This is a genomic window from Kribbella sp. NPDC050470 (genome assembly GCF_044458365.1).
Taxonomy (GTDB): domain Bacteria; phylum Actinomycetota; class Actinomycetes; order Propionibacteriales; family Kribbellaceae; genus Kribbella.
On the sequence record NZ_JBITHV010000001.1, the window covers coordinates 746,144 to 772,161 of the forward strand.

A 26,018-nucleotide genomic window follows, 5' to 3' on the forward strand; every position below is an offset into this window, starting at 1 on the left:
GTATCAGGTGATGTCGCGCCGTACGGCGAGGGCGATGCCACACGCCGCGAACAGCACGCCGTAGCCGGCCAGCAGCAGCCCGGACTGCCAGGCGGCCAGGAACTGGATGTCGGGCTGGTAGTTGTTGATCAGCCCGTTGAACGCGCCGCCGGGGAAGTACCTGTAGTAGTCCCGGATGTGCGGCAGCACGGAGACGAACGACTCGATGACGAGCGAGTAGACGAGCAGGCCGACCACTGCGGCGACCTGGTTGCGGACCAGCGCGCCGATGCCGACACCGACGACTGTGAAGATCGCGAGACCGACGCATACGCCGACCAACGTCTGCGGGAGGCCGTTGCCGGCCAGGTCGATGTCGATGCCCTTCGCGGCCAGCCAAGGCACCGCGATCGCGACCGAGACGCCGACGGTGGCGACGCCGTATCCGAGACCGGCCAGCGCGTAGGCGATCACCTTCGCGATGACGACGCGGCCGCGGCGCGGTGTGGCGAGGAAGGTCGGAGTGACAGTCCGGTGCCGGTACTCACCCGTCATCGCGATGACGCCGAGGACGGCGGTGAAGACCGAGGCGCTGCCACCGGCGCTGAAGAGGGCCCGCTGCCCTTCGGCGGAGTCCAGCGGCGGACCGGGGTTGCCTGCCTGGCCTTCCAGCCCGATCGTCAGGCTCGTGAACAGAGCGGTCATCGCGAGCGCGCCGATCAGCAGCCACAACCACAGCCTGGTGGTGAACAGCTTGGTGAACTCGGCCCGGATCAGCTTGGTCATGGTCGTGCACCCACCTCGTCCCCGGTCAGGGCGAAGAAGATCTCCTCCAGGTCGCTGCGCTGCTGCGTCAGCTCGTGCAGTTCGAGCCGTTCGAGGAAGGCGAGATGGCCGATCTCGGCTGCTCGCAACCCGGAGACCGCCAGCGCACCGTCATGACGCTGCACGTGGGCCCGGCGGCACAGCACCGACTCGAGCCCGTCCAGGTCGGGCCCGCGAACCTGCACCGTGCCACCCTGCCGATCGGCGAGCTCGGTCAGACTGCCCTGCTTGATCAAGGTGCCGTTGTCGATGATCACCACGTTGTCGACGGTCTGCTCGACCTCACTCAGGACGTGGCTGGAGATCAGAACGGTGCGACCCTCGGCGGCCATCCGGCGAAGAACGCGGCGCAGCCAGGCGATGCCTTCGGGATCGAGGCCGTTCGCGGGCTCGTCGAGCACCAGTACGCCGGGATCGCCGAGGAGCGCAGCCGCCAGGCCGAGTCGTTGGCGCATGCCGGCCGAGTAGGCGCGCACAGGGTGCTTCGCGGCGGGCATGAGACCGACGAGGTCGAGCACCTCGTCGGCACGCCGTACCGGATAGCCGTTGGCCGCGCAGAGTACGGCGAGGTGATTCCGGCCGGTGCGCGCGGGATGGAACGTGGCAGCGTCGAGGACAGCGCCCACAGTCGACGACGGATGCGGCAGATCCACGTAGCGCAGACCGCCGATGGTCGCCGTACCGGCGGTCGGTGTGACCAGTCCGAGCAGGCACCGTAGCGTGGTCGTCTTGCCGGCGCCGTTCGGGCCGAGAAACCCTGTGACGGTCGCAGGCTCGACGACGAAGCTGAGGTTGCCGACCGCCCGCACCGGCCCGAACACCTTGGTCAGGCCCGACACCTCGATCTGACCTGCGGCACCGATCATCGCCGCGACCGCCCTCCTGCGTGTGACAGGTCCTCCTCTTGCCAGCACACAGCGGTTGCCACGGCTGGGGCAGGGCGGTTATGTCCCGTTCCGACGGGACCAAGGGCCTGTCCGGGCAAGGTCCTCGGCTCGACGGAGCCGGACCGCGGTCAGCTTGTACTCCGGACAGTCGGTGATCTCGTCGCCGACGGGGGAGGTGAGGTCGTTGATGCCGGCAGCCGGGAAGTGGAACGCGCAGAACACCTGGCCGGGCGCGACGTCGTCGGTCAGGTGGACGGGAAGCGCGGTGCTGCCGTACCGGCTGGTGATCTCGACGGACTCGCCCTCGTGCAGGCCGAGCGAGGCCGCGTCGAACGGTTCGATGTCGAGGTGTTCGCCGTCCCGGAGCGAAAGATTCGGAGTGCGCCGCGTCATCTCACCCGAGTTGTAGTGCTCCGCACGCCGTCCGGTGACCAGAAGGTACGGGAAACCGGCGTCCGGCTCGGCGCCAGGCGGCAGGTAAGGCTTCGCGGCCAGGCGTGCCCGCTGATCCCGGGTCGCGAACTCCTCGAGGTAGAGCGTCGGGCTGCCGGAGTCGTCACCGGACGGACAAGGCCAGTGCAGTACGGCGCCCGCGTCGAGCCGTCGATGGGAGACGCCGCCGAACAGTGGCGCGAGCGAGTTGCACTCGTCGAGCGCTTCCGCCGGCGTGGCACAGCCGAGATCGACACCGAGCCTGGTCGCGATCTCCAGGAAGACGTCCAGGTCCGGGCGCACTCCGGAAGGTGGGTCGAGTACCGGCCGGACGCGCTGGAACCGGCGGTCGAAGTTCACGAACGTACCGTCCTTCTCCAGCCAGGACGCGACCGGGAACACCACGTCCGCGGCCTGTGCGGTGGCCGACAGGAACAAGTCGTTGCAGACGATCAACGGGCACGCCTCGAGAGCGGCCCGAACGGCAGCGGTGTCCGGGTCTGTGGACATCACGTCCTCGCCGACGACCCACAGCACCTCCAGCCGCCCGGCGCGCGCTGCCTCGAACATCTGCGGGATGCGTAGCCCGCGGGTCGTCGGCAGTGGTGCCCGCCACGCCGACTCGAACCGGGCCCGGGCCTGCTGATCGCCGACCTTCTGGTAGCCGGGCAGCAGATCGGGCAGCGCGCCCATGTCGCAGGCGCCCTGCACGTTGTTCTGTCCACGCAGCGGATTCACCCCACCGCCGCGGGCGGTTCCGACGGCGCCGCGGAGGATCGCCAGGTTCGCGAGCGTCCGTACGCCGTCCGTGCCGTGCAGGTGCTCGGTGACGCCGAGCCCGTAGAAGATCGCCGGTACGGCGGCCTCGCCGTACAGGTGGGCCGCCGCGACCAGGTCGTCGACGGCGACGCCGCTGATGTCGCAGACCCGGTCGGGTGTGTAGTCGCCGACCAGGTCCTGCAACTCGTCGTACCCGGTCGCGCGGTTGCACAGGAATCCCCTGTCGACGAGGCCGTCCCGGATCAGGACGTGGGCCAGACCGTTGAAGACGGCAACGTTCGTCCCCGGCCGGGCCTGGAGATGCACGTCGGCGTGCCTGGCGAGCTCGGTACGGCGGGGATCGATCACGACCAGCCGGGCCCCGTCGATGACCCGCTGCAGGATACGGGCGCCGACGACCGGGTGGGCGTCGGTCGGGTTGGCGCCGGCGAGCAGGATCGCGTCGCAGCGGTCGAGGTCGTCGAAGGCGTTGGTCCCGCCGCCGAGTCCGAACGTGGTCGCCAGGCCGGCCGCAGACGGGGCGTGGCACAGTCGCGCGCAGTTGTCGACGTTGTTCGTGCCGATGGCCACCCGGGCGAACTTCTGGATCAGGTAGTTCTCCTCGTTCGTGGCCCGCGCGGAGGAGATGACCGCGAACCGGTCGGGGGCGGCGAGCTGTCGCAGTCGTCCGGCGACGATGTCGAACGCTTCCTCCCAGGACGCGGGGACCAGTTCGCCGTTGCGTCGTACCAGTGGTGAGCGCAACCGATCCGGTGAACTGACGAAGCTGTGCGCGAACCGGCCTTTCACACAGGCGTGGCCACGGTTCACCGTCCCGTCGACGACCGGCCGGACGGTGACGATCTCGCGGTCGCGGGTGGCCACGTCCAGGGTGCATCCGACGCCGCAGTACCCACACGTGGTGCGGGTCCACTGCTCGATCGGCCGGGGGTCGAGCAGCCCCGGCTCGGACAGCGCTCCGGTGGGACAGGTGTCGACGCAGGCACCGCAGCTGACGCAGTCCGAGTCGGACCAGAGTCCGCCGGTGCCGGGGGCGACGACTGTGTCCGGGCCGCGTCCGGTGAGCGTGATGGCGAACGAGCCCTGGATCTCGGCACAAGCACGGACGCACCGACCGCAGGCAATGCAGAGATCGCGATCGAGCTTGACGTACGGATGTGAATGGTCGACTCCGCGAGACTCGGCCGGCAACGCCAGGGGCTCGCCCGTGACGCCGAGCTCGTGGCAACGCCGGACGAGCTCGCTGCGGTCGGCGGGGACGTCGAGAGCCCGTGCCGGGAGCCCGGCGACGATGGTCGCGAGCGCGTCCCGGCGCCACTGCTCGCCGATGGCGAGACCGATCCGGAGTCCGTCCCGGACCGGCGTCGTGCAGGCCGCGACCGGACCGTTGCCGTCTGCATCGACCAGGCACGTCCGGCAGGAGGCGGCCGGCGTCAGGCGATCGTCGTGGCAGAGCGCCGGAACGCTCCGGCCGGCGGCCCGGACCGCGTCGAGCACGGTGGCATCGGGACGAACCGCGACGGGCTGGCCGTCGATGAAGACCTGGATCATGGCCGGCCCTCGATTCCGTAGACGCGAGCGAGGCTGCGGACTGCGACCGGGACTCGCCGCCCGAAGGCACAAAGGCTGCCGGTCGCCATGGTGCGGAGGACCTGATCGCGCGCGGTCACCACGTCCGCCGACGGCACCAGGTGGGACAGCCGGAGGCCGCGTCGGGTGCCGACGCGGCAGGGTGAGCAGGCGCCGCAACTCTCGGCCGCTGCGAACCGCCAGACATGCCGCAGGATCTCCTCACCGGTCAGGCGGTCGTCGAAGGCGACGATCCCCGCGTGGCCGAGGGCCGCACCTCGCGTCGACAGGGCAGCGTCGCTGAGCGGCAGGTCGAGGTCGTCAGCAGCGAGGAATCCACCCAGCGGGCCACCGATCTGGATCGACCGCAGTACGGCGTCGTCGCGGAGACCACCGCCGAGTTCCTCGACGAGCCGGCGGACCGAGGTGCCGATCTCCACCTCGTAGGCTCCCGGCCGGGCGAATCGCTCCGACAGGCTCACCACCACGGTTCCGTTTTCCCCGGCGGTGCCGAGGGCGGCATAGCTCGCGCCGCCGTGCCTGACGATCCAGGGGACGGCGGCAAGGGTCTCGACGTTGTTCACCACCGTCGGCCGGCCGCCGAGGCCGTGCTCCACGGGGTACGGCGGTCGCGGCCGGACGACCCCGCGCAGACCTTCGAGCGCGTTGAGCAGGGCCGTCTCCTCGCCGGACACATACGATCCGGCACCAGGCTCGACCCGTACGTCGAGGGACTGCTTGCTGCCGTGCACCCGGTGCCCGAAGTGACCGTCCGCGTACGCGCGCCGGATCGCGGTCCGAAGTCGTTCCCGGGCGCGCGGGTACTCGGCCCGGACGAAGATCACCGCCTCTTCGGCCTGCACCGCGAAGCAGGCCAGCGCGAGCCCTTCGAGGAGCCGGTCCGGATCGCGTTCCATCAGCAGCCGGTCGACGTACGAACCCGGGTCGCCTTCGTCGCCGTTGGCCACCACCACGCGCGGTCCAGGATGGGTCCGCGCCGCGGCCCACTTGCGCGCGGTCGGGAAGCCCGCGCCGCCGCGCCCACGCAGCCCGGCGGTGCCGACCGCGGCCAGGACCTCGGCGGGATCGTCGCGCCGGACGACCTCGGGCCACACCGACCAACTGGCGTCGCCGGCGACGAGACCAGCTGTCACGACGGCCTTCCGGCTGTGCGCGTGGACGGGGATCGGGGGATCCTGCGGCGGGTGCTTCCCGGTGAGCTGCGCAGGGAGATCCGAACCGGCGTAGGCAGTGTCCCCTGCGAGAGCGGCAGGTCCGGCGTAGCAGTATCCGAGGCAACGCACCTCTTGGAGTGACACTGCGCCGTCGGCGCTGCAGGTGTCCATCGGCACACCGAGCGCATCCGCGATCTGCTGGAGATGGCCACCGCCGCTGGCCGCCATGCAAGCGGCGGCACCGCAGGCACGGACGTGCCGTCGGCCGTGTGGTGCGGTGAAGTCGGCGAAGAACGTGGCAGGCCCGGTCCCGGCAGCGGCCGGAAGGCTGTGGTCCCGCGCGAGGCCCCCGGCAGCTCCCGGTGACGGAGGACCCGGTACAGCAGGAGCGGTGTCGCCGGTCAGCAGTTCCGCCCGGACCGATCCGAGGTCACGGCCGAATCTGTCTGCGTACCGGCGTAGTGCGTCCGCCGTCCAATCGCTCATCGCCGTACTCCTTCGTTGTGCACCGTCTCCCAGCAGACCGCGCCGGATGGCGATCGGGACAGGGCAGAAGGGCCTGGTCCAGGTGGACCGGATGGCCCTGATCGCCGCAGTTGGGTTCAGGCCGACGTCGGAGGCGGAGTAGAGCGACCACCAGGCCAGGCAGTACTGCGAAGGCGAGGGACACCGCGAACTGGGTCATTGACAGCGGCTGCAGACTCAGCAGGTCGCGCAGGGGCGGCAGCAACAGTGGGGCGACCTGGGCGACGAGCGCTCCGGCGACGGCGACGTCGAGGAAGCGCAGCCGGGGTTCGCCGCGGGGGCGAGGCCGGCGCAGTGCGATCGCGACGCCGAGTTGGGCCAGTCCGAGGACGAGGTAGGTCATGGATTGCCAGGGGGCTCCGGTCGATCGGGCCCAGAGGGCAGCGGCGAGGCTGACAGCTGCGATCAGCGTTCCGGTCCAGGCGATGCGCTGCCACAGACCGGCGCCCAGGACCTGTTCGCCCGGAGAGCGCGGTCCACGGCGCATCGCCCGCGGGTCGGCCGGCTCCGCTCCGATCGCGACACCGGGCAGGCCGTGGGTGAGCAGGTTGATCCACAGGATCTGGGCCGGTACCAGCGGCGTGGCCAACCCGAGCAGTGGACCGATCAGCATCACGAGTACTTCGGCGAGCCCGCCACTGAGCGCGTACCGCAGGAACGTGCGCACGTTCGCGTAGATCCGCCGGCCCTCCTCGATCGCGGCCGCGACCGTGCCGAGGTCGTCGTCGGTGAGAATCAGGTCCGCCGCCTGCCGGGCGACCTCGGTGCCTTCTTTGCCCATGGCAACGCCGATGTCGGCACGCCGCAGTGCGGGTGCGTCGTTGACGCCGTCGCCGGTCATCGCGACCACGTGGCCGGCGTCCTCCCAGGCGCGGACGATGTCGAGCTTCTGCTCCGGGCGGATCCGGGCGTACACCCGGCCGCCGGCCGGATCCGCGCCGGCATCGATGTCGGCGCCCGTGACCACCTGGTCGGTGTGCAGGCCGATGCGGCCGGCCACCGCCTGCGCGGTCCCGGGCGCGTCGCCGGTGATCAGCAGCAGCCCGACACCGGCCTGACCGAAGGAATCGGCCACCTCGGCGGCGTTGTGGCGGACGGGATCGGTGATCGCGACCAGACCGGCCAGCCGCAGTCCGTTCTCGGATCGCTCCGCGCCCGGCGGCAGCACCCGGTCCGCGACGGCGAGAACCCGGTAGCCGTCGGCCGCGAGTTCCGCTGCGACAGCGCCGGCCGCTGCGAGATCGCCGTACGACGTGACGGAGGGGTCGAGGATGACCTCGGGTGCTCCCTTGCCGACCGCGAGTACGCCGGAGCCGTCGGGCAGCGGGTGGAAGGTCGTCATCCGCTTGCGGGTGCTGTCGAACGGGATCTCGGCGATGCGCGGGTATGTCGCGCGCAGCCCGGCCGGATCGGCGCCACCTCGGTGGGCGAGGACGAGCAGTGCGGCTTCGGTCGGATCGCCGAGCGGCAGCCACTCGGGTTGGCCGGCTGCCGGCGGGCGCAGGTCGGCGTCGTTGCAGAGGGCGAGGTCGCGCAGCAGCCGGTCCGGCGGCTGGGCCTCGCCGAGCGGCGACAGCTCGCCGTCGGGGGCGTAACCATTGCCGCCGGCAATGAACTCGCCGTGCTCGGTCCACAGCCGCTCGGCGAGCATGACATTCTCGGTCAACGTTCCGGTCTTGTCCGCGGCGACCATGGTGACCGATCCGAGTGTCTCGACGGCGGGGAGCCGGCGGACGAGGGCCGAGCGCCGAGCCATTCGATGGGCGCCGATGGCCAGGGCGAGGGTGACCACCGCGGGCAGCGATTCCGGTACGGCGGCGACCGTGAGGCTGACCGCGGTCACCACCATCTCGGCCGGCGGCAGTCCTCTGAGCAGGCCGGCGACGGCGACGATGCCGGACAGGACCAGCGCGACCAGGCTGAGGATCCGGCTGAGCGCCGTGAGGCGGTTCTGCAGGGGAGTCGGGCGTGGCCGCTGCGATGCGAGCAGGCCGGCGATCCTGCCCAGCGCGCTGTCCGGCCCGGTCCGGGACACCGTGCCTGAGCCACGGCCTCGGGTGATGACCGTGCCGGCGAACGCCTCGTCCTCGTGGTCCTTCTCGACCGGGACTGATTCACCGGTCAGCGCGGATTCGTCGGCCTGTAGCCGAACTGCACTGGACAGCTTGAGGTCGGCAGGCACGATGTCGCCGGCGTCCAGGACGACCAGGTCGCCGGGAACGACGTCCGCGGCCGGGATCACCGTCGTCCGGCCGCTGCGAACCACGGTCGCGTGGGGTGCCGCAAGGCTGTGCAGAGCGGCTAGCGCATGCTCCGCGCGAAGTTCCTGGATCACACCGACCGTGGTGTTGAGCACGATCACCATGAGGATCACGGTGAGATCCGTCAGGTCGTGCAGACACGCGGTGAGTACTGCGGCGGCGATCAGCAACAGGATCATCGGATCGCGCAGCTGCGCCAGGATGCGGCTGCGTACCGGGACAGGCTTGGGCGCGGCGATGGCGTTTGGCCCGTGCCCGGCCAGAGCGCGTGTGGCCTCGGCATCGGTCAACCCGCGGGGCGGCGAAACTTCAACGCTCATGCAGCCACGCGGGTTTCGTGGTGTACCACTGCCACCGGGCACTTGCTGTGGTGCAGCAGGCCGCGGGCCACTGATCCCAGCAGCAGTGGGCTGAACTGGGTGCGTCCCCGCCCACCGACCACGACGAGATCCGCCTCGGCGGACTCGACGGCCAGGGCCTGGACCGGATGCCCGTCCGTGCAGCGGGTCCGGACGTCGACGTCAGGGTACTTCTCCCGCCAGCCGGCGAGGGACTCGGCGACAAGGATCTTGGCGTGTGGGATCCACGGCTGCTGCTCGGGGTCCATCCACAGATCCGGCGGCGGATAGCTTTCCGGCACGTTGGCGGCGTGGACGGCCTCGAGCTCGGCTTCCTCGAGGGCTGCTGTGTCGAAGGCGAAACCCAGAGCGGCCTGACAGTCGGCCGAGCCGTCGACGCCGACCACCACCCGGCCCTTCGGGCTCGCCTCGGGATCCCACTCGTCGGGTACGACGACCAGCGTCCCGGTCGACAGCGCCGCACAGACCTGCGACGTCGACCCGATGACCAGCTCCGCGAACCCGCCCAGGCCGCGCCGGCCGATCACCAGCACGCTGCCGCTCTCGCTCGCGAGCTCCAGGAGTGTGGTCGCCGGATGACCATGCCGCACTTCGCCGGTGGCGTCGCGGAAGCCGAGCCGAGTCAGTTCGGCGGCGGCCTCCTCGATCTCGCCGGAGCCGTCGTCGTATGCGGCCGGTGGTGCCGGCGGCGACGGGCGATCGTCGTCGACGACATGGACGGCACGCAGAGTCAGCCCACGCCGCCCGGCGTACCGGACCGCCCAGGCGAGTGCGATCAGCCCGTCGCGGGAACCGTCGATCCCGACGACGAGGGCCGGTGGAGACTTGATGGACATCCCGAATCACCTCACCGCACGATGGCGACCGGACAGTGGGCGTGCTGCAGGACGCCCTGGCCGACGGAACCGAGCAGCAGGCCCGTGAAGCCGCCGCGGCCGCGGGAGCCGACCACCGCGAGTTGTGCAGACTCGGCCGCGAGCAGGATCGCCTGGGCTGGATGGCCGTTCGTCAGCCGGGTCTCACACTCCACGTCCGGGTGATCCTCGCGGGCGCCCGCGATCGACTCCGCGACAAGGAGACGGGCAGACTCCTGCACTGCCTCGTCGTCGAACTGCAGCATCGAATGCCCGTCCACGTGGGTCAGGAACGGGTTGGACCAGGCGTTGACGGCGACGACCGTGGCTCCGATCGCCTCCGCCTGGTCGAAGGCGAAATCGATGGCCTTCGCAGACGTCTTGGAGCCGTCGACACCGACGACGACGGTCACCTTCTCGTGCGCGCGGGGACGTAGGTCGGCCGGTACGACGACCACGGGGCACCGTGCGTGCGCGCTGACCTGTACTGCGACCGAGCCGACCAGCAGCCCGCTCCACCCGCCGAGCCCGCGAGAACCGAGAACCAGCACCCGGGCGTGTGCGGTCTCCTCCGTGAGCGCCTCGGCGGGGGTGCCCTCGACCAGCACGGTCTCCACTTCGAGGCCGGGATGCTGGGCACGCAGGGCGTCGGCCAGCGCAGTGAGACCGTGCTCCCGTGCGGTTCGAAGTGCAGCGAGCGGGACCACGGTGCTGGGCGTGGCGCGAAGCGCGACGATGAGTTCGAAAACCTCGACGACACGCAGGCGGGTGCGCAGCCGGTCAGCCTCGGCGGCGGCCCAGTGCAACGCGGTCCGGCTTGCTTGCGAACCGTCGTACCCGGCAACGATCGGGGCGGCCTGTGACGACATCGTTCCTCCTCGGAATGACCTGCTACGTCGACTGTCGCCCGGGAAGCCCCCGCACGGTCAGGGCCAAAGGTCCCGCAAGGGCGTGGCATCCGTGAGGTATGGCGGCTGCCGTCGTGCGACCCGGCACCGAGGTGACTTTGGACTCTGGGCAACAGCGCCGGGCGGAGCGATGGTGATGGTATGGGGAAGGACGTGGTCGTCGGTCCGGCCGACCTGCCGGCCTTGCTCGATCGATGGGTCGCAGCCGGTGTGATCACGCCCGCACAAGCTGAGCGGATGCGAGCCGACCTCGGGCCGGCGCGTCCGCTGTCTCCGGCCGCGCCCCGGGAACACCACGAGACCTCCCTCGCGGTCGAAGCGCTCGGATACCTCGGCAGTGTGCTGATCGTGGTGGCGTCGTTGCTGCTCGCCTCTCAGTACTGGAACGACCTCTCGACTGCCGGTCACCTGCTCGTCGTCGGCGCGGCAGCGGTCACGCTGTTGCTGGCCGGGTTCGCCGTACCCAAGCGTCTTGGGCCGGCCGGTCTGCGGATGCATGCTGTCCTGTGGCTCGGTGCCACGGTGTCCACGGCCGGCTTCCTCGGCCTGCTCGGCAACGAGGTGCTCGAGTGGCAGGACGAGGACCTTGCACTGCTGGTCTTCGCGGGCTCGACGGCCCTCGCCGCGCTGCTGTGGTGGCGGCTGCCCACGAGCCTGCAGCAGGCAGTCCTGGTCGCGGGGCTGGCCGGCACGGCAGGCGCCGCGGCCGCCCAGTTGAACGCTGCTGAGGACGAGCTTCCCGGGCTGGCAGTGTGGGGCGTCGGCGCGATCTGGTTCCTGCTCGGCTGGGGAGGCGTCGTACGGCCGCGCTGGAGCGCACTCCTGTTCGGCGGGATCAGCCTGATCATCGGCGCCGGCATGACGATGCCTGCCGACGGCGGGCTCGTGCTGGCTCTGGTCACAGCGGCTGCGCTGGTCTCGCTCGCAGTACTGGCACGGGATCTGCTCGTGCTGGCACTCGGAGGCTGGGGTGCCGTGCAGTTCCTGCCGATCGCGGTCAACGAGTGGTTCCCCGGTGAACTTGCTGCTGCGATCGCGCTGCTTGGCGCCGGCGGCCTGCTGGTCGCCGTCGCGATCTGGATCGCCCGTCGTCGCGACGGACATCCGGCGACTGGCGGCAGCGCGCACCGCCAGTACGGCGTGATCCCACGGCAGGTCGCGTGGACCGCAAGCGCCGGCGTAGCCCTCACGGTCACCGCCCTCCTGATCCTGCTCGGCACCACCTGACACGACTCCCACCTCCCTCCAGCTACGACAGGGGTCAGACGAGCGCGTGGTCGTCGGTCCGACTTGGTTCGGGCGGGCGGGAGGTGTGGGACTCGTGCGCTGCCGGTAGCAGGCGGGCGAGCCAGGTGGGGAGCCACCAGTTGGCTTTGCCGAGAAGCTTCATGGAGGCGGGGACCAGGATGAGGCGCACGATGGTCGCGTCGATGAAGACGGCGGTGGCCAGGCCGAGGCCGAACATCTTGATGCTCGGATCGTCGTTGATGACGAAGCTCAGGAAGACCGAGATCATGATCAGCGCGGCCGCCGTGATGACCCGTCCGGTGGCCGCGAGGCCGCGGACGACGGCGGTGTCGTTGTCGCCGGTGTTCACGTACTCCTCCCGCACCCTGGACAACAGGAACACCTCGTAGTCCATCGACAGCCCGAACAGGATCGCGAACATGAACAGCGGAATGAATGGGAGGATCGGCACCGTCGCCTCCAGTCCGATCAGCTCGGCGCCCCAGCCCCACTGGAACACCATCACCATCACGCCGAACGAGGCTCCGATGCTCAGCAGGTTCATCAGGGCCGCTTTGAGCGGTACGACGACCGACCGGAAGACGACTGTCAGGAGCAGGATGGAGAGCACGATCACCGCGCCGATGAACCATGGCAGGCGATCCTCGACCCGGTTGGCGACGTCCGCCAGGGTCGCAGTCTGACCACCGACGTGAGCCGTGGCGGGGCGCCCGCCGATCGCGGCCGGGAGCACGTCGGTGCGCAGACGCTCGATGGTGCGGACGGTTTCGTCGTCTTGCGGTCCGGTGGCCGGGAAGGAGACCACGGTGGCGACTCCGGCCTCGGCGTTCACCAGGGCAGGTGCGACGTCGGCTATGCCGTGGTCGGCGTTGACGGCGTCGACGAGGGGCTGGATCACGGTTGGGTCTTTCGAGATGTCGACGGCGATGACCAGCGGCCCGTTGATGCCGGGCCCGAAGCCCGCGGCGACCAGGTCGTAGGCCTGGCGTTGGGTGCGGTTTTCCGGGAGGGCGCCGTCGTCGGGGGTGCCGACGCGGAGAGCCAGCAGCGGTGCAGCGAGTGCGAGGAGCAGGACGGTGGCGCCGACGACGTACGCGACGGCGTTCCTCGCCACATGCTCGGCCCACCGCTGCCAACCCGGCCCGGCGGAGCGACGTTTGCGCCGCAGCCCCAGACGGTTGATCCACTGCCCGGCAAGGCCGAGGAACGCGGGGAGCAGGGTGATCGAGACGAGCACCATGGTCAGCACGATGAGCGAGACGGCCAGGCCGCCGGCAGTGATGAACGGAACGCCGGCGACGGCGAGCCCGAGGATCGCGAGGACGACCGTGCCGCCGGCGAGCACGACGGCCCGGCCGGCTGTGGCGACGGCCCGCCCGGCCGCCTCGTCGACGGGCATCCCCTGCGCGAGGTGTTCACGGTGCCGGGTGACGAGGATCAGCGCGTAGTCGATCCCGACTCCGATGCCGATCATGCTGCCGAGCACGGGTGCCCAGCTCGGGATGTCGATCAGGTGGGCGACCAGGGCCATCGAGCTGACGCCGAGCGCCAGGCCGAAGAGCGCCATACCGATGGGAAGTCCCATCGCGATGACCGATCCGAAGGCGAGCAGGAGTACGGCAACCGCGGCGAGCAGCCCGATGGCTTCGCCGAGTCCGCTAGCGGGTTCTTCGAAGGCGAAGAAGAGGTCGCCACCTGCCTCGACCCGGAGTGGGTGCTCCTGCGCAGCGAACGCTTTCAGTCTGTCGAGGTCCGACTTGTCCAGTTGTTCGAGCACCGGATACTGCAGCCGAAGGATGGCGACCCGACCGTCGGGTGACATGACTCCCGGGGCTGCCGTTGGCGTGGCGGTGGGATCGCTCGTCTCCAGCACGTTCGGCAGCTCGGAGGCCGCCGATCGGATCTGGGCGAGGGCTGCGCGCGCCTCGGCTGAGTCGAAGAAGGTCGTCTGGTCATCCAGCGGCGTGACGACGAGTTGGGCGGTGAGGCCGGCCTGATCGGCACCCGCGGCCGTCAGCAGGTCCGTTGCCTGCTGTGAGTCGGTCCCCGGTGCGCCGAAGGAGTCCTCGAGCTTCTGGCCGAAGGCGCCCGAGGCAATGACAACTAGCACGGACACGGCAAGCCACAGTCCGATGACTGTCCAGGCCCGTCGGGCGGCGAACCGTCCCAACCGGTACAGCGAGTTCGACATCATCTCTGATCCCCTCCAGCGCGGTGCGACCGATGTGGTCATAGCGTGGCGAAGACGCCGGCGGCGTCGCCTCAGGCGAACGGGCGGAGTTCGGTAGCCCGATCGGCCGACCGACGCGCCGTACTTTGGGCTGATCCGCCGTACGCCGGGAATCTCTACCCTGAGGACATGCTGACCAACGCCGTACGCGCGCTCTGGGCGGAGCCGCGGGCACCCGGGGCACCCGAGCGGGTGTGGCGGGACTGGGCGCTGCTGCTGGTGCTGATTCCGACGGCGATTCTCGAAGGTCTACTGCGCGATGCGTTGGTTTGGAGGCCTGTCGCGCTCGTGCTGGCGCTCGGTGTCATCACGTCTCTCCTGTGGCGCCGTACGCATCCGCTGGCCGTGGTGGCCGGGGCCTTCGGCGCTGTGATCGTCGCCGACGTCGCGAGCCTGGTCACCACCGGCAGCCCGGTCGGCTTGAACACGATGGCGTGTCTACTGCTGCTGCCGTACGCACTGCTTCGGTGGGGATCCGGACGCGAGATCGGGATCGGGCTGGCGATCATCCTCGTCACGTTGGTGCTGGGTCTGGCCGGAAACTTCACCGGGGTTGTCGATTCCATCGTCGGCAGCCTGGTCCTGATGTTTCCGGCCACGCTCGGTACGGCGGTCCGTTACTGGTCGACGTCGCGGCTGCGTGAACTGGACCAGGTGCGGCTGCGCGAACGCGAACAGTTGGCCCGCGAGCTCCACGACACGGTCGCTCACCACGTCTCGGCCATCGCCATCCGGGCGCAAGCCGGCCAAGTCGTCGGCGCTGCTCGTCCCGACGCCGCGCTGGACGCGCTCGCCGTGATCGAGGAGGAGGCGTCGCGTACTCTCGCGGAGATGCGCGTCATGGTCGGGAGTCTGCGCGGCGACGGGGCCGGTGCGCTGATGCCGCAACCGGGGGTCGCCGACCTGGAGCGACTGGCTCTCAGCGTCGGCTCGCCGCGGGTCGAGCTCGACCTGTCCGGTGACCTCGACAACCTCGGATCCCCGATCGGTACGGCGATCTATCGCATCGCCCAGGAGTCGGTCACGAACGCCGTACGCCACGCGCGGCACGCCACCCGGATCGACGTACGCGTGATCGGCGACGCGGACTGCGTGCGGCTGACGGTCTCCGACGACGGGGACGGCGGTGCGACGGCACGCAATCCGTTGGGCTACGGCCTGGTCGGGATGAGCGAACGGGCGATGCTTCTCGGTGGCTTCCTCGTGGCGGGGCCTGGTCAGGAAGGCGGCTGGACCGTCGAGGCGACCCTGCCCAAGGCGGCCCGATGACCATCCGCGTGCTGGTCGCCGACGACCAGGACCTGATCCGCACCGGGCTCACGATGATCCTCGACGCCCAGCCCGATATCGAGGTGGTCGGTCAGGCGGCGGACGGTCATGAGGCAGTGACCCTCGCCCGCCGGCTGCGACCCGATGTCTGCCTGTTCGACGTCCGGATGCCCGGTATGGACGGCATCGCGGCGACCCGCGAGCTCGCCGGCGCAGGTGTCGACGACCCGCTCGCGATCGTGGTGATCACCACCTTCGATCTCGACGAGTACGTGCACGGAGCGCTCAAGGCCGGGGCCAGAGGATTCCTGCTCAAGGACTCCGGGCCAGCGCTCTTGATCCAGGCGATTCATGCTGCCGCTGACGGCGATGCGCTCATTGCCCCGAACATCACCGCCCGGCTGCTTGCCGCCTTCTCCGACGTACGAGGCGGTCGGCGGCTGGTCCAGCCGGTCGAACCTCTCACGGATCGCGAGGAGCAAGTCCTGCTGACTGTGGCGCAGGGCCGGACGAACGCCGAGATCGCCGCCGAGCTCCATGTCAGCCTCAGCACCGTCAAGACGCACATCGCCGGCATCATGACCAAGCTCGACGCCAGGAACCGCGTCGAGATCGTCATGTGGGCCTACGAGACCGGCCGCGTCAGCCGCTGAACCAGGCAGCTGGTGCACGTCAGGTGAATTGACTTGCTCCGGGGGTGTGAGGAGGGTGCAGCTCATGTGTTGACAGGGGCGGAGTAGCTCAGCGATCATTGAGGCAATGAGCGTTGAGGGAAAGTCTCTGGTGGAGCGGGCCCGAGTGCATGCGGCGCTCGGGGATCCGGCTCGGTTGGCGATCGTCGATGCGTTGGCGGTGGGGGACGCGGCGCCGGGGGAGCTGGGGGCGTTGCTGGAGATGCCGACCAACCTGGTCGCGCATCATCTGAAGGTTCTGCAGGAGGCCGGCCTCGTGGTGCGGGGGAGGTCCGAAGGGGATCATCGCCGGACCTACGTGCGGCTGGTGCCTGAGGCGTTGTCGAAGGTGGGGATTCCTCCGCTGAGTGCGGTGCCGCGCGTGGTGTTCGTGTGTACGCAGAACTCGGCCCGGTCGCAGCTGGCGGCGGCGATCTGGGCTCGGCGTAGTCACGTCCCGGCGATATCGGCGGGGACTCGGCCGGCGGAGCGGGTGCATCCGCGGGCGGCGAAGGTGGCCAGGCGGCGCGGTCTGGATCCGGCCGGCTGGAGTACGGCGCACGTCGACGACGTGGTGAAGTCGGACGACCTGGTGATCGCGGTGTGCGACATCGCGTACGAGCACCTGCCGGCGGAGGTGCGGCCGCGGGTGCACTGGTCGGTGCCGGATCCGGCGCCGACGGACACGGACGCGGCCTTCGAGGCCGCGTACGACGAGATCGCCGATCGGGTCGACCGGTTGGCGCCACTGGTGTCCCATCGCAAGAAGAAGAGGACGGGATCATGACCGAAGTCGGTCGGTACCACCGTGAAGACTTGTCCATCGATCAGCATCTCGCGTTGCGTACGGCGGCCTCCCGGCTGGGGGAGCAGTTCGCCGGGATCTACGGGCCGGAGACGATCGAGCGGTTCCTGCACTCCAGCTACGACCAGTTCGCGACCGGCAGCACGGTGCCGAACTTCCTGCCGCTGCTGGCCGAGCGTTTCGCGCGTCAGCGGTTGACGGCGTTGGCCAGGGTCGAGGGGCATCACGACGACGGACGGCCGGTCGTGCTGTTCCTGTGCGTGCACAACGCCGGGCGCAGCCAGATGGCGCTTGGGTTCTTCGAGCATCTGGTCGGTGACCGTGCCATCGGGTGGTCGGGCGGCTCGGAGCCGGGTGCCGAGGTGAACCAGGCGGCGGTCGAGTCGATGGCTGAGCGTGGCATCGACATCTCGAGCGAGTATCCCAAGCCGTGGACCGATGAGGTGGTTCGGGCCGCGGACGTGGTCATCAGCATGGGCTGCGGCGACGCATGCCCGATCTTCCCGGGCAAGCGGTACGAGGACTGGGTCCTCGACGACCCGGCCGGCCTCGAGGTCGCCGACATCCGCCCGATCCGCGACGAGATCGAGCGCCGGGTCCGCCAGTTGCTCGACGAGATCGACGTATCTGTCGTGAGCGGCCGGTGAACACGACGCCGTTGTGGCGACGGGCAGTTGCCGAGGGCATCGGAACCGGTCTTCTGGTCACCGTCGTCATCGGATCCGGGATCGCCGCGGCCAGGCTGTCGCCGAACGACGTCGGGCTGCAGCTCCTGGAGAACGCGTTCGCGACCGCGCTCGGGCTCGCCGTACTGATCCTGATGATCGGTCCGGTGTCGGGTGCGCACTTCAACCCGGTGGTCTCGGCGGTCGACTGGTGGCTCGGCCGGAGCACCGGCAGCGGCCTGACCGCGCAGGACCTCGCCGCCTACGTCCCGGCGCAGATCGTCGGCGCTGTGCTGGGCGCCGTACTGGCGAATCTCATGTACGGCGAAGCGGCGGTGTCGTGGTCGACGACGGAACGCGCCACCGGGCAGCTGTGGCTCGGTGAGGTCGTCGCGACGGCGGCGTTGATCGTGCTGATCTTCGCGCTCGCGGCAACCGGGCGGGCGTCGGTCGCGCCGGCCGCAGTCGGCGCCTACATCGGTGCGGCGTACTGGTTCACCTCCTCGACATCGTTTGCGAACCCGGCGGTCACGATCGGGCGGGCGTTCAGCGACACGTTCGCCGGGATCGCCCCGGCGTCTCTGCCGGGCTTCGTGATCGCACAGCTCGTCGGCGCTGCCGTCGGAGTGGGCCTGCTGGCGCTGCTGTACCCGAGAGCCGGACGTGCTGCGGACGACGTAGTCACCCCTCACATCGACACCACTGCGAGTACTGGAGCTTCCAAGTGAGCAAGCCAACTGTTCTGTTCGTCTGTGTCCACAACGCCGGCCGGTCCCAGATGGCCGCGGGCTGGTTGCGGCACCTGGCCGGCGACACCGTCGAGGTTCGCTCGGCCGGCTCCGCGCCGCGCGACCAGATCAACCCGGTGGCCGTGGAGGCGATGCAGGAGGTCGGTATCGACATCACCGGCGCTGTGCCGCAACTGCTGGAGACCGAGGCCGTCCGGGAGAGCGACGTCATCGTCACCATGGGCTGCGGCGACGCATGCCCGATCTTCCCCGGCAAGCGGTACGAGGACTGGGAGCTCACCGACCCGGCCGGTCAGCCGATCGAGGTCGTCCGCCAGGTCCGCGACGAGATCCGCGGCCGGGTCGAGAAGCTCGTCGGCGAGTTGCAGGCGTCGTGAGGTCCGCGGCCGGCGCGTTGACCGGTATATAGATGGCTGTGAATATTGAGCTATGCCGAAGCCGGGGGGCCAGCAGGCGCTGGTGATTCCGCTGTCGCGCGAGGACGCCGAGCGGCGCGCGGCTCAGCTGAGCGTCGTCGCGGATCCGACCCGGCTGCGCCTGATGAGCCTGGTGCTGACACATCCGGCCGGGGAGGTCAGCGCGGGTCAGCTCGCCGGCGAGCTCGAGCAGTCGTCGACGACGATCGGCCACCATCTGCGGGTGCTCTGCGAGGCGGACCTGCTGACCCGGGAACGGCGGCAGGCGCACACCTACTACCGGCCGACGCACCACGCGGTCGCGCAGTTGGCGACCTTGCTCGGCGTCGAGTCGCCCAAGCAAGGGCCGGCCCGCGGTCGGGCATTCGACCTGGACACCGCCGTGGTCGATCGGCAGCTGCGGCGCATCTCTGAGCAGTTGGCGACCCGCTTCACGGGAGTCTTCTCGCCGGAGACAGTACGGCGCTATGTCGGCGAGAGCTACGACATGCTGGCGGCCCGATCCCGGGTTCAACGTTTCCTGCCGTCGCTGACGGCGAACTTCGCAGCCGAGCGACTGGCTGCCTTGGCGAAGGCGGAGGGCAGGACACAGGGCTCGGTGTCCGAGGTTCTCTTCGTCTGCGTCCGCAACGCGGGAAGGTCGCAGATGGCGGCGGGTCTCCTGAGTCAGCTGGCCGGCGATCGGGCGCTGGTCCGATCGGCCGGTTCGTTGCCGGTGGCCCTTGTCGATGCGAACGTGGTCACCGCAATGAACGAGGTCGGCGTCAACCTCGGTGGCGCGTATCCCAAGCCGCTGACCGACGAGATCGTCCGCGCCGCCGACGTCGTCGTCACGATGGGCTGCGGCGATGCATGCCCGCTCTATCCCGGCAAGCGCTACCTGGACTGGCAGATCGGCGACCCGGAGGGCCGGCCGCTCACAGAGGTACGGCGGATCCGCGACGAGATCCACCAACAGGTCAGGGAACTGGTCGACGAGCTGTTCCCGACTGCCTGACCAGGGGCCGGCGACCAGGTCGCGAGGGCGATTCGGTCAGACAGTTGCAGGTGTCGGGACGGACAGCAGGTTCGAGAGCCAGGTGAGGCGCTCGGGGATCGGCCAGTAGTAGACCCAGGTGCCGCGGCGCTCGCAGTCGACCAGGCCTGCTTCGCGGAGCACCTTCAGGTGGTGCGAGATCGTCGGCCCGCTCACATCGAAGTTCGGTGTGATGTCGCAGACGCAGACCTCGTCGCCGGCCGAGGCGATGATCGACATCAGCCGGAGCCGGATCGGATCGGCCAGTGCCTTGAACACGGCGGCGCCGTCCGCGGCCTGGCCGGGGTCGAGGGCGGCCTCGGAGATCGGCGTGCAGCAGGTGGTGAGAACGACGAGCTCCTGTTTCGACATGGATCTATCTTGACTCTTGTCGAATCAAGAGGCAAGCTTCGTGATTAGATGAACGTCTAGACAGCACGGAGGATGATCGTGACAGAGCCGGTGGTAGTCATCGGAGCGGGCCCGGTGGGACTGGCAGCAGCGGCGCACCTGGCCGAACGTGGCCTCGAGTTCGTGGTGCTGGAGTCGGGGCCGACGGTGGCGGCTGCGATCGACGAGTGGCGGCACGTGAAGCTGTTCAGCCCGTGGCGCTACGACATCGACGGTGCCGCGCGGCGACTGCTGGAGCAGACCGACTGGATCGAGCCCGACCTCGACGAGTTGCCGACGGGCGGCGACCTGGTCGACGCCTATCTCGCACCGCTGGCCAAGACGCCGCAGATCGGGGACCGGATCCGGTATGGCGCTCAGGTGACCGCGGTGACGCGGGTCGGCTTCGACCGCATCCGTACCGCGGGGCGCGAAGCGGTGCCTTTCCTGGTGCGGCTCGCCGACGGCGAGGAACTGCTTGCGAGCGCAGTCATCGACGCGACGGGCACGTGGCGCCGGCCGAACGTGCTCGGCGGGTCCGGGATCCCGGCGCGCGGCGAGGCCGACGTCGCCGACCGGATCGTGCCGGCGTTGCCGGACGTGCTGGTGCGCGACCGTGAGCGCTTCGCCGGTCGTCGTACGGCGGTGGTCGGTGCTGGTCACTCGGCTGCGACGACCCTGCTGGAGCTTGGTGATCTGGCCGCTCAGGAGCAGGGCACGCAGGTGCTGTGGGTGGTTCGCGGCGCGGACCAGGCCCGCACTTATGGCGGCGGTGAGGCCGACGAGTTGCCGGCGCGTGGCGCGCTCGGGTCCCGGCTGAGGCAGCTGGTGCAGTCCGGGCGGGTGGAGCTGGTGAGCAGCTTCCGGATCGAGGCGATCTCCCGTACGGCGGACGGCCGGGTGGAGCTGGTCTCGGGGGACCGGCGGGTTGCCGCGGACAACGTGGTGAACTCGACCGGGTTCCGGCCCGACCACGAGATCGTCGGCGAGCTGAGGCTGGACCTCGACCCGATCCTGGCGTCCACGCGGGCGCTGGCACCGCTGATCGACCCGAACCAGCACTCCTGTGGGACCGTTCCACCGCACGGCGTCGACGAGCTCACTCACCCGGAGCCGGGGTACTACGCGGTGGGTGCGAAGTCGTACGGCCGGGCGCCCACGTTCCTGCTGGCCACCGGCTACGAGCAGGCCCGCTCGGTCGTCGCGGCGATCGCGGGGGACTGGGACGCTGCGCGCGACGTCCAGCTGAACCTGCCGGAGACCGGGGTGTGCTCGTCGAACCTCGCGTACGGCGAGTCGTCCGACGAGGCTGCGGTCGGATGCTGCGGCCCGGCGCCGCAGGCCGTCACCATCGCGGCTCCGGCCGGCCGGGGACTGGCTACCGGGATCAGCGGTGGTCTGCTGACCGTGGTCGACGCCCAGCCGAGCACCCAGTCGGGCTGCTGCAGCTGACTGGGTGCGGGTTGCCTACTGGCCCGCCGGCATGTGCCCGGTGACGAGGAAGATGACGCGGCGGGCCATCGAGACCGCGTGGTCGGCGATGCGTTCGTAGTAGCGGCCGAGCAGGGCGAGGTCGACGGCGACCTCGACGCCGTGCGGCCAGGAGGGATCCATCATCTGCCGGAACTGGTTGCGCCGGAGCCGGTCCATCTCGTCGTCGGCGGCCTCGATCCGCAGTGCCGCGGAGACGTCCCGGGTGGAGATGACCTCGCCGGCCTGGTCGACCATTCGCCGGGTGGCGCGGCTCATCTCCTCGATCATGCCGTGCAACTCGGTGGGGATGGCCGGCGCCGGGTAGCGCAGGCGGGCGATCTTGGCGACGTGGGCGGCGAGGTCGCCCATCCGCTCGAGGTCGGCGACCATCCGCAACGCGGCGACCAGCATCCGGAGCTCGGCTGCGACCGGCGCCTGCCGGGCGATCACGTCGAAGATCTTCTCCTCGACGGTCTCGCCGGCGGCGTCGAGCTGGGTGTCGGCGCCGATGACCGCCTCGGCGGCACTGAGGTCCGCGGCGAGCAGTGCGCTGGTCGAGCGCTGCACGGCGGCGGAGACGACGAGCGTCATCCGTTCGAGGTCGATCAGGATGTCGTTGAGCTGCTCGTGGTACATCTCGCGCATAGGTGCCTCCGTGGCCGGATTACCGCGCTGCGAGCCAGTGCAGCGCGGCGAGTTGGATGGCGTCCCAAGGGCTCCGGCGATGCGGCCTTGTTTGTGTGCGGTGGTCCCCAGCGGCACGTACGTCGGCTCGGTGAGCAGGACGTGATGGGTGTGGACACAATCTCCGGCGGCCCAGACATCCGGGACGTTGGCGCGCATCTGCCGGTCGACGACGATCGTGCCGTGCTGATCCAACTGTACGCCGGTCGCCGCGACGAGCCCGGTCGCCGGCCGCGCGGTCATCGGGCGAACTTCTGGTCGACGGCAGGGGCTGTCGGTACCACGAACTGATACCCGAGGTTCCGGATCACCCTGATCCAGTCCGGTCCGTGGTCGCCGCGGAGCCGCTTGCGCAGCCGCATGATGTGGACGTTCAGCGTGTTGCTGCGTACGGCGGCCTCCCGGCCCCAGACCGCGTCGAGAAGTTCCTGCCGCGTGACCAGCTCGCCAGGTCGCTCCGCGAAGAACCGCAGCAGGAGGAACTCCATCGGCGGTAGCTCGATCTGGCGCCCGTCCAGCCACGCCTGCGGGACGGCGCCGTCGACCCGCAGCCGGCCGAGGTCGAGGGCCGGGGGCCGCAGACCGACTTGGTGCGGCGGTGGTGCGAGCGAGTTGATGAGTGCGAGGAGTTCGCGGACCCGGTACGGCCTGGGCACGACTGCGCTGGCGCCGGCGTCGCTGGCCCGGCTGGTGAACTCGTTGCTGCCCACCTCGGCGCCGACGACGATCGGCTGGTGCGGGTCGTCGGTCCGCACGATGCTCAGGAACTCGATCGGATCCAGGCGCCCGGCGCACGGGCCGAGGAGGACGACGTCCGGGCAGAGCTTGCCGACATGGAGGAGGGCCTCGGCTGCATCGGCGCAGACGTGCACGTCGAAGGGCTGATCGGCCGAGGCGGCCAGCAGTTCGTCGACGTCGTCGCCGTGGTCGACGACCAGGACCGAGATGCGGAACTGCGCCTTCCGGCCGGGCCGCCGGTGCGGCCGGACCTCGGCTGACTCCGGGGCGTTCATCGTCGGGGCGGTCATCGCGCTCACCCGAACCGGCCGGTGATGTAGGCCTCGGTGCGTTTGTCCGACGGGTTGCCGAAGATCTTGCTGGTGTTGTCGAACTCCACCAGCCGGCCGGTGCGCTGGCCGTGCTCGTCGGCCGCCGCGGTGAAGAACGCGGTCCGGTGCGAGACCCGGGCGGCCTGCTGCATGTTGTGGGTGACGATGATGATCGTGTAGGTCTTGGCCAGATCGACCATCAGGTCCTCGATCTTCGCCGTCGCGATCGGGTCCAGCGCCGAGCACGGCTCGTCCATCAGGATCACCTCGGGGTTGGTGGCGATGGTACGGGCGATGCACAGCCGTTGCTGCTGTCCGCCGGACAGGCCGTACGCGCTCTGCTTGAGCTTGTCCTTGACCTCGTCCCACAGTGCGGCGCCGTGCAGCGCTCGCTCGACGACGTCGTCCATGCTCTTCGGCTTCAGGCCGGTGACGCGCGGGCCGTAGGCGACGTTGTCGTAGATCGACTTGGGGAACGGGTTCGGCTTCTGGAACACCATTCCGATCCGGCGGCGGACCTCGATCACGTCGACGCTGTCGTCGTACATGTCGACGCCGTGGTACCGGATGCTGCCCAGCACGTGGGCGCCGGGGACGAGGTCGTTCATCCGGTTCAGGCACCGCAGGACGGTCGACTTGCCGCAGCCCGAGGGCCCGATCAGGGCGGTGATCTGCTTGCTGCCGAAGACCATGTCGACACCGGAGACGGCGAGGAACTTGTCGTAGTACACCTCGAGGTCGCGGAGCTCGATCACGCCGTCGGGCTCGGCCGGCGGCGCGTGCTGGTCGCCGCGTTCGCTGAGCTCGACGCGGATCTCGTGCGGGGCGCCGGCGGCGCCGACCGTCTCGGGAACGGTGGCGATGTCCGGTTCGACGTTCGTCATGGCGTGCTCTCCCGGGGTGGTCATGTCACCAGCGGCGCTGGTAGTGGTTGCGCAGCCAGATCGCGACGGCGTTCATGGCCAGCAGGACGACGATGAGCAGCAGGATGGCGGCGTACGCGAGGTCGCGGAACGCGTCGCGGTCCTGCGGAACGAGGTTGTAGATCTGCACCGGCAAGGTCGTGTACTTCGACAGCAGGCCGTCCGGGTTGAACGTGACGAAGGTGGTGGCGCCGACCAGGATCAGCGGTGCCGCCTCGCCGATCGCCCGCGACATCGCGAGGATCGAGCCGGTGGCGATTCCGGGCACGGCAGCGGGCAGCACCTGCTTCCAGGTCGTCTGCCACTCGGTGGCGCCGAGGGCGAGCGAGCCGTCGCGGATCTCCCGGGGCACAGCACGCATCGCCTCCCTGGTCGTGATGATGATGACCGGGAGGATCAGGAGAGCCAGCGCGACACCGCCCGCGATCACGACGCCGCCGACGGAGATCGGGCCTCGGACCACGAAGCCGAGGGTGAGGATGCCGTAGATGACCGCCGGCACCGCGGCCAGGTTCTGGATGTTGAGCTCGATCGCCCGGTTCCACCACCTCGCCGGGTTCGCGTACTCCTCCAGGTAGATGGCGGCCGCAATGCCGAGCGGCATCGCGATCAGGGCAGTCATCGCGCCGACCCACAGCGTGCCGAGCAGCGCGGACTGGACGCCTGCGGTCACGGGCCTGATCTTCGACGGCTGGTTGGCGATCAGGTTCCCGTCGAGCCGAGCCAGGCCCTTCTGCACGATCACGGCCAGGACGAAGAACAGGAAGACGCAGATCAGTGCCAGACAGGCCCACAGGACTGCGGCGAACACGGTCGAGGCGATCCTGTCCTTGCTCCGTCCGCGGGTCAGGGTCGGCGCTTGGGTCGCGCTGGCTGTGGTCATCAGTAGGCCTGCCTGTACTTGCGCACCAGACGAATGCTGGCCAGGTTGATGAGGAAGGTGATCGCGAAGAGCAAGGCGCCCACGGCGAACAACGAGTAGTAGACCGGCGAGCCCTGGGGTGCGTCGCCACTGGCGACCTGGGCGATGAAGCCGGTCATGGTCTGGGCGCCTTCGCGCGGGTCGAAGGTCAGCTCGGCGCGGCTGCCGGCCGCGATGGTGACGATCATCGTCTCGCCGACCGCGCGGGAGAACGCGAGCACTATCGCCGCGACGATCCCGGACAACGCGGCCGGGAACACCACCCGCAGGGTGGTCTTCATCCGGTTCGCGCCCAGCGCGTAGGAGCCCTGCCGCAGCGCCAGGGGGACGGCGGACATCGCATCCTCGCCCAGCGAGGCGACCGTCGGAACGATCATGAAGCCCATCACGATGCCCGGCGAGAGCAGGTTGTGGATCGTGTCGAACTGCACCAGGTTCCCGAGGATCGGCGTGAAGATGGTCAGCGCCAGGAATCCGTAGACCACGGTGGGGATGCCGGCCAGCACCTCGAGCACCGGCTTGAGCACCTTGCGGACCCGCTCGGAGGCGTACTCGCTCAGGTAGATCGCCGCGCCGAGCCCCAGCGGTACTGCGACGGCCAGGGCGATCAGTGTCACGATCAAGGTGGCGGCCACCAGGGGCATCACGCCCCACGCCTTGTCGGTCCAGCTGAACTTGTTGCCGAACCCTGCGGTCCACTCGGTGCCGAAGAGGAAGTCTCCGGGCCCGACGTGGGTGAAGAAGGTGACCGTTGGGGCCAGCAGTGACACCACGATCCCGATGGTGACTGCGACGGACAGCCAGGCCGCCGTGACCATCGTTGCTTTGATGAATCGCTCGCCACGCCGGGGGTCTTGCTGTGTCAGGTCGACCGCAGGCCCGCGCCAGACAGGCGGATGCCCCCGCCCCCCGGTGGCGGCACCCGTCGCCGTAGCTGCCGTTGGGTCCGGCATGG

23 protein-coding genes are annotated in these 26,018 nt (G+C 69.8%); 9 read left to right on the plus strand and 14 right to left on the minus strand.

Features of this window, described 5'->3' with window-relative positions:
- Window positions 1-3: 3 nt before the first annotated feature.
- The 7 genes from ACIBGM_RS03520 to ACIBGM_RS03550 all read right to left on the minus strand — a co-directional run bounded on the left by ACIBGM_RS03520 (window position 4) and on the right by ACIBGM_RS03550 (window position 10,515).
- Window positions 4-765, minus strand: a complete 762-nt coding sequence (locus ACIBGM_RS03520) for an ABC transporter permease (RefSeq protein WP_396384364.1) — start codon at window positions 763-765, stop codon at window positions 4-6.
- Entirely contained in the window at window positions 762-1,670 is a 909-nt protein-coding gene (locus ACIBGM_RS03525) for an ABC transporter ATP-binding protein (RefSeq protein ID WP_396384365.1), read from the minus strand. The genes ACIBGM_RS03520 and ACIBGM_RS03525 overlap by 4 nt, the downstream gene beginning before the upstream one ends.
- 78 nt (window positions 1,671-1,748) lie before the next feature.
- Complete coding sequence (gene fdhF / locus ACIBGM_RS03530) at window positions 1,749-4,454, minus strand: formate dehydrogenase subunit alpha (protein ID WP_396384366.1); 2,706 nt, start codon at window positions 4,452-4,454, stop codon at window positions 1,749-1,751.
- A complete protein-coding gene (locus ACIBGM_RS03535) occupies window positions 4,451-6,133 on the minus strand; it encodes an NAD(P)H-dependent oxidoreductase subunit E (RefSeq protein WP_396384367.1) in 1,683 nt (560 codons plus the stop codon). Before ACIBGM_RS03535 ends, fdhF begins: the two co-directional genes overlap by 4 nt.
- Entirely contained in the window at window positions 6,078-8,753 is a 2,676-nt protein-coding gene (locus ACIBGM_RS03540) for a cation-translocating P-type ATPase (RefSeq protein WP_396384368.1), read from the minus strand. Before ACIBGM_RS03540 ends, ACIBGM_RS03535 begins: the two co-directional genes overlap by 56 nt.
- A complete protein-coding gene (locus tag ACIBGM_RS03545) occupies window positions 8,750-9,628 on the minus strand; it encodes a universal stress protein (RefSeq protein WP_396384369.1) in 879 nt (292 codons plus the stop codon). Before ACIBGM_RS03545 ends, ACIBGM_RS03540 begins: the two co-directional genes overlap by 4 nt.
- Window positions 9,629-9,639: 11 nt before the next feature.
- Window positions 9,640-10,515 (minus strand): universal stress protein, encoded by an 876-nt coding sequence (locus ACIBGM_RS03550; RefSeq protein WP_396384370.1) that lies wholly within the window; start codon window positions 10,513-10,515, stop codon window positions 9,640-9,642.
- Window positions 10,516-10,695: 180 nt separating this feature from the next.
- On the opposite strand from ACIBGM_RS03550, the gene ACIBGM_RS03555 reads away from it, so the two are divergent.
- A complete protein-coding gene (locus tag ACIBGM_RS03555; RefSeq protein ID WP_396384371.1) occupies window positions 10,696-11,781 on the plus strand; it encodes a DUF2157 domain-containing protein in 1,086 nt (361 codons plus the stop codon).
- Between the two features lie 34 nt (window positions 11,782-11,815).
- Here the strand turns inward: ACIBGM_RS03555 and ACIBGM_RS03560 are convergent, their stop codons facing one another.
- Entirely contained in the window at window positions 11,816-13,918 is a 2,103-nt protein-coding gene (locus ACIBGM_RS03560; protein WP_396384372.1) for an MMPL family transporter, read from the minus strand.
- 243 nt (window positions 13,919-14,161) lie between these two features.
- Between ACIBGM_RS03560 and ACIBGM_RS03565 the strand changes: the two genes are divergently transcribed.
- The 7 genes from ACIBGM_RS03565 to ACIBGM_RS03595 all read left to right on the plus strand — a co-directional run bounded on the left by ACIBGM_RS03565 (window position 14,162) and on the right by ACIBGM_RS03595 (window position 19,604).
- Entirely contained in the window at window positions 14,162-15,301 is a 1,140-nt protein-coding gene (locus tag ACIBGM_RS03565) for a histidine kinase (protein WP_360517050.1), read from the plus strand.
- Window positions 15,298-15,954, plus strand: a complete 657-nt coding sequence (locus ACIBGM_RS03570) for a response regulator transcription factor (protein WP_360517053.1) — start codon at window positions 15,298-15,300, stop codon at window positions 15,952-15,954. Before ACIBGM_RS03565 ends, ACIBGM_RS03570 begins: the two co-directional genes overlap by 4 nt.
- Window positions 15,955-16,060: 106 nt before the next feature.
- On the plus strand, window positions 16,061-16,759 hold the full coding sequence (locus tag ACIBGM_RS03575) for an ArsR family transcriptional regulator (protein WP_360517056.1): 699 nt from the start codon (window positions 16,061-16,063) through the stop codon (window positions 16,757-16,759).
- Entirely contained in the window at window positions 16,756-17,424 is a 669-nt protein-coding gene (locus ACIBGM_RS03580; RefSeq protein WP_360517059.1) for an arsenate reductase ArsC, read from the plus strand. The genes ACIBGM_RS03575 and ACIBGM_RS03580 overlap by 4 nt, the downstream gene beginning before the upstream one ends.
- Entirely contained in the window at window positions 17,421-18,170 is a 750-nt protein-coding gene (locus ACIBGM_RS03585; RefSeq protein WP_360517062.1) for an MIP/aquaporin family protein, read from the plus strand. The genes ACIBGM_RS03580 and ACIBGM_RS03585 overlap by 4 nt, the downstream gene beginning before the upstream one ends.
- Window positions 18,167-18,568: an arsenate reductase ArsC gene (locus ACIBGM_RS03590; RefSeq protein ID WP_360517065.1), complete on the plus strand. Its 402-nt coding sequence runs from the start codon at window positions 18,167-18,169 to the stop codon at window positions 18,566-18,568. The genes ACIBGM_RS03585 and ACIBGM_RS03590 overlap by 4 nt, the downstream gene beginning before the upstream one ends.
- 52 nt (window positions 18,569-18,620) lie before the next feature.
- Complete coding sequence (locus ACIBGM_RS03595) at window positions 18,621-19,604, plus strand: three-helix bundle dimerization domain-containing protein (protein ID WP_360517068.1); 984 nt, start codon at window positions 18,621-18,623, stop codon at window positions 19,602-19,604.
- 36 nt (window positions 19,605-19,640) lie between these two features.
- On the opposite strand, the gene ACIBGM_RS03600 is transcribed toward ACIBGM_RS03595, so the two are convergent.
- The gene (locus tag ACIBGM_RS03600; RefSeq protein ID WP_360517071.1) at window positions 19,641-19,994 is read right to left on the minus strand and encodes a metalloregulator ArsR/SmtB family transcription factor; all 354 of its coding nucleotides are present in this window, start codon (window positions 19,992-19,994) and stop codon (window positions 19,641-19,643) included.
- A 72-nt stretch (window positions 19,995-20,066) separates the two neighbouring features.
- Between ACIBGM_RS03600 and ACIBGM_RS03605 the strand changes: the two genes are divergently transcribed.
- Window positions 20,067-21,464, plus strand: coding sequence for an FAD-dependent oxidoreductase (locus tag ACIBGM_RS03605; protein WP_360517074.1), 1,398 nt, complete (start codon window positions 20,067-20,069; stop codon window positions 21,462-21,464).
- Window positions 21,465-21,479: 15 nt separating this feature from the next.
- Here the strand turns inward: ACIBGM_RS03605 and phoU are convergent, their stop codons facing one another.
- From phoU to pstC, 5 genes are read right to left on the minus strand one after another with little or no spacing between them, the layout of a single operon-like run.
- A complete protein-coding gene (gene phoU, locus ACIBGM_RS03610; RefSeq protein ID WP_360517077.1) occupies window positions 21,480-22,412 on the minus strand; it encodes a phosphate signaling complex protein PhoU in 933 nt (310 codons plus the stop codon).
- Window positions 22,409-23,197, minus strand: coding sequence for a response regulator transcription factor (locus tag ACIBGM_RS03615; RefSeq protein ID WP_360517080.1), 789 nt, complete (start codon window positions 23,195-23,197; stop codon window positions 22,409-22,411). Before ACIBGM_RS03615 ends, phoU begins: the two co-directional genes overlap by 4 nt.
- 5 nt (window positions 23,198-23,202) lie before the next feature.
- On the minus strand, window positions 23,203-24,102 hold the full coding sequence (pstB, locus tag ACIBGM_RS03620; RefSeq protein ID WP_360517083.1) for a phosphate ABC transporter ATP-binding protein PstB: 900 nt from the start codon (window positions 24,100-24,102) through the stop codon (window positions 23,203-23,205).
- Window positions 24,103-24,127: 25 nt separating this feature from the next.
- Window positions 24,128-25,024: a phosphate ABC transporter permease PstA gene (pstA, locus tag ACIBGM_RS03625; protein ID WP_360517086.1), complete on the minus strand. Its 897-nt coding sequence runs from the start codon at window positions 25,022-25,024 to the stop codon at window positions 24,128-24,130.
- Complete coding sequence (gene pstC / locus ACIBGM_RS03630) at window positions 25,024-26,016, minus strand: phosphate ABC transporter permease subunit PstC (RefSeq protein ID WP_360517089.1); 993 nt, start codon at window positions 26,014-26,016, stop codon at window positions 25,024-25,026. The genes pstA and pstC overlap by 1 nt, the downstream gene beginning before the upstream one ends.
- Window positions 26,017-26,018 lie beyond the last annotated feature (2 nt).

Coding starts and splice junctions, on each gene's coding strand:
- ACIBGM_RS03520 (WP_396384364.1), bottom strand. CDS start 765: ATGACCAAGCTGATCCGGGCCGAGTTCACCAAGCTGTTCACCACCAGG.
- ACIBGM_RS03525 (WP_396384365.1), bottom strand. CDS start 1,670: ATGATCGGTGCCGCAGGTCAGATCGAGGTGTCGGGCCTGACCAAGGTG.
- fdhF (WP_396384366.1), bottom strand. CDS start 4,454: ATGATCCAGGTCTTCATCGACGGCCAGCCCGTCGCGGTTCGTCCCGAT.
- ACIBGM_RS03535 (WP_396384367.1), bottom strand. CDS start 6,133: ATGAGCGATTGGACGGCGGACGCACTACGCCGGTACGCAGACAGATTC.
- ACIBGM_RS03540 (WP_396384368.1), bottom strand. CDS start 8,753: ATGAGCGTTGAAGTTTCGCCGCCCCGCGGGTTGACCGATGCCGAGGCC.
- ACIBGM_RS03545 (WP_396384369.1), bottom strand. CDS start 9,628: ATGTCCATCAAGTCTCCACCGGCCCTCGTCGTCGGGATCGACGGTTCC.
- ACIBGM_RS03550 (WP_396384370.1), bottom strand. CDS start 10,515: ATGTCGTCACAGGCCGCCCCGATCGTTGCCGGGTACGACGGTTCGCAA.
- ACIBGM_RS03555 (WP_396384371.1), top strand. CDS start 10,696: ATGGGGAAGGACGTGGTCGTCGGTCCGGCCGACCTGCCGGCCTTGCTC.
- ACIBGM_RS03565 (WP_360517050.1), top strand. CDS start 14,162: ATGCTGACCAACGCCGTACGCGCGCTCTGGGCGGAGCCGCGGGCACCC.
- ACIBGM_RS03570 (WP_360517053.1), top strand. CDS start 15,298: ATGACCATCCGCGTGCTGGTCGCCGACGACCAGGACCTGATCCGCACC.
- ACIBGM_RS03575 (WP_360517056.1), top strand. CDS start 16,061: ATGAGCGTTGAGGGAAAGTCTCTGGTGGAGCGGGCCCGAGTGCATGCG.
- ACIBGM_RS03580 (WP_360517059.1), top strand. CDS start 16,756: ATGACCGAAGTCGGTCGGTACCACCGTGAAGACTTGTCCATCGATCAG.
- ACIBGM_RS03595 (WP_360517068.1), top strand. CDS start 18,621: ATGCCGAAGCCGGGGGGCCAGCAGGCGCTGGTGATTCCGCTGTCGCGC.
- ACIBGM_RS03600 (WP_360517071.1), bottom strand. CDS start 19,994: ATGTCGAAACAGGAGCTCGTCGTTCTCACCACCTGCTGCACGCCGATC.
- ACIBGM_RS03605 (WP_360517074.1), top strand. CDS start 20,067: ATGATCGTGACAGAGCCGGTGGTAGTCATCGGAGCGGGCCCGGTGGGA.
- phoU (WP_360517077.1), bottom strand. CDS start 22,412: ATGACCGCGCGGCCGGCGACCGGGCTCGTCGCGGCGACCGGCGTACAG.
- ACIBGM_RS03615 (WP_360517080.1), bottom strand. CDS start 23,197: ATGACCGCCCCGACGATGAACGCCCCGGAGTCAGCCGAGGTCCGGCCG.
- pstB (WP_360517083.1), bottom strand. CDS start 24,102: ATGACGAACGTCGAACCGGACATCGCCACCGTTCCCGAGACGGTCGGC.
- pstA (WP_360517086.1), bottom strand. CDS start 25,024: ATGACCACAGCCAGCGCGACCCAAGCGCCGACCCTGACCCGCGGACGG.
- pstC (WP_360517089.1), bottom strand. CDS start 26,016: ATGCCGGACCCAACGGCAGCTACGGCGACGGGTGCCGCCACCGGGGGG.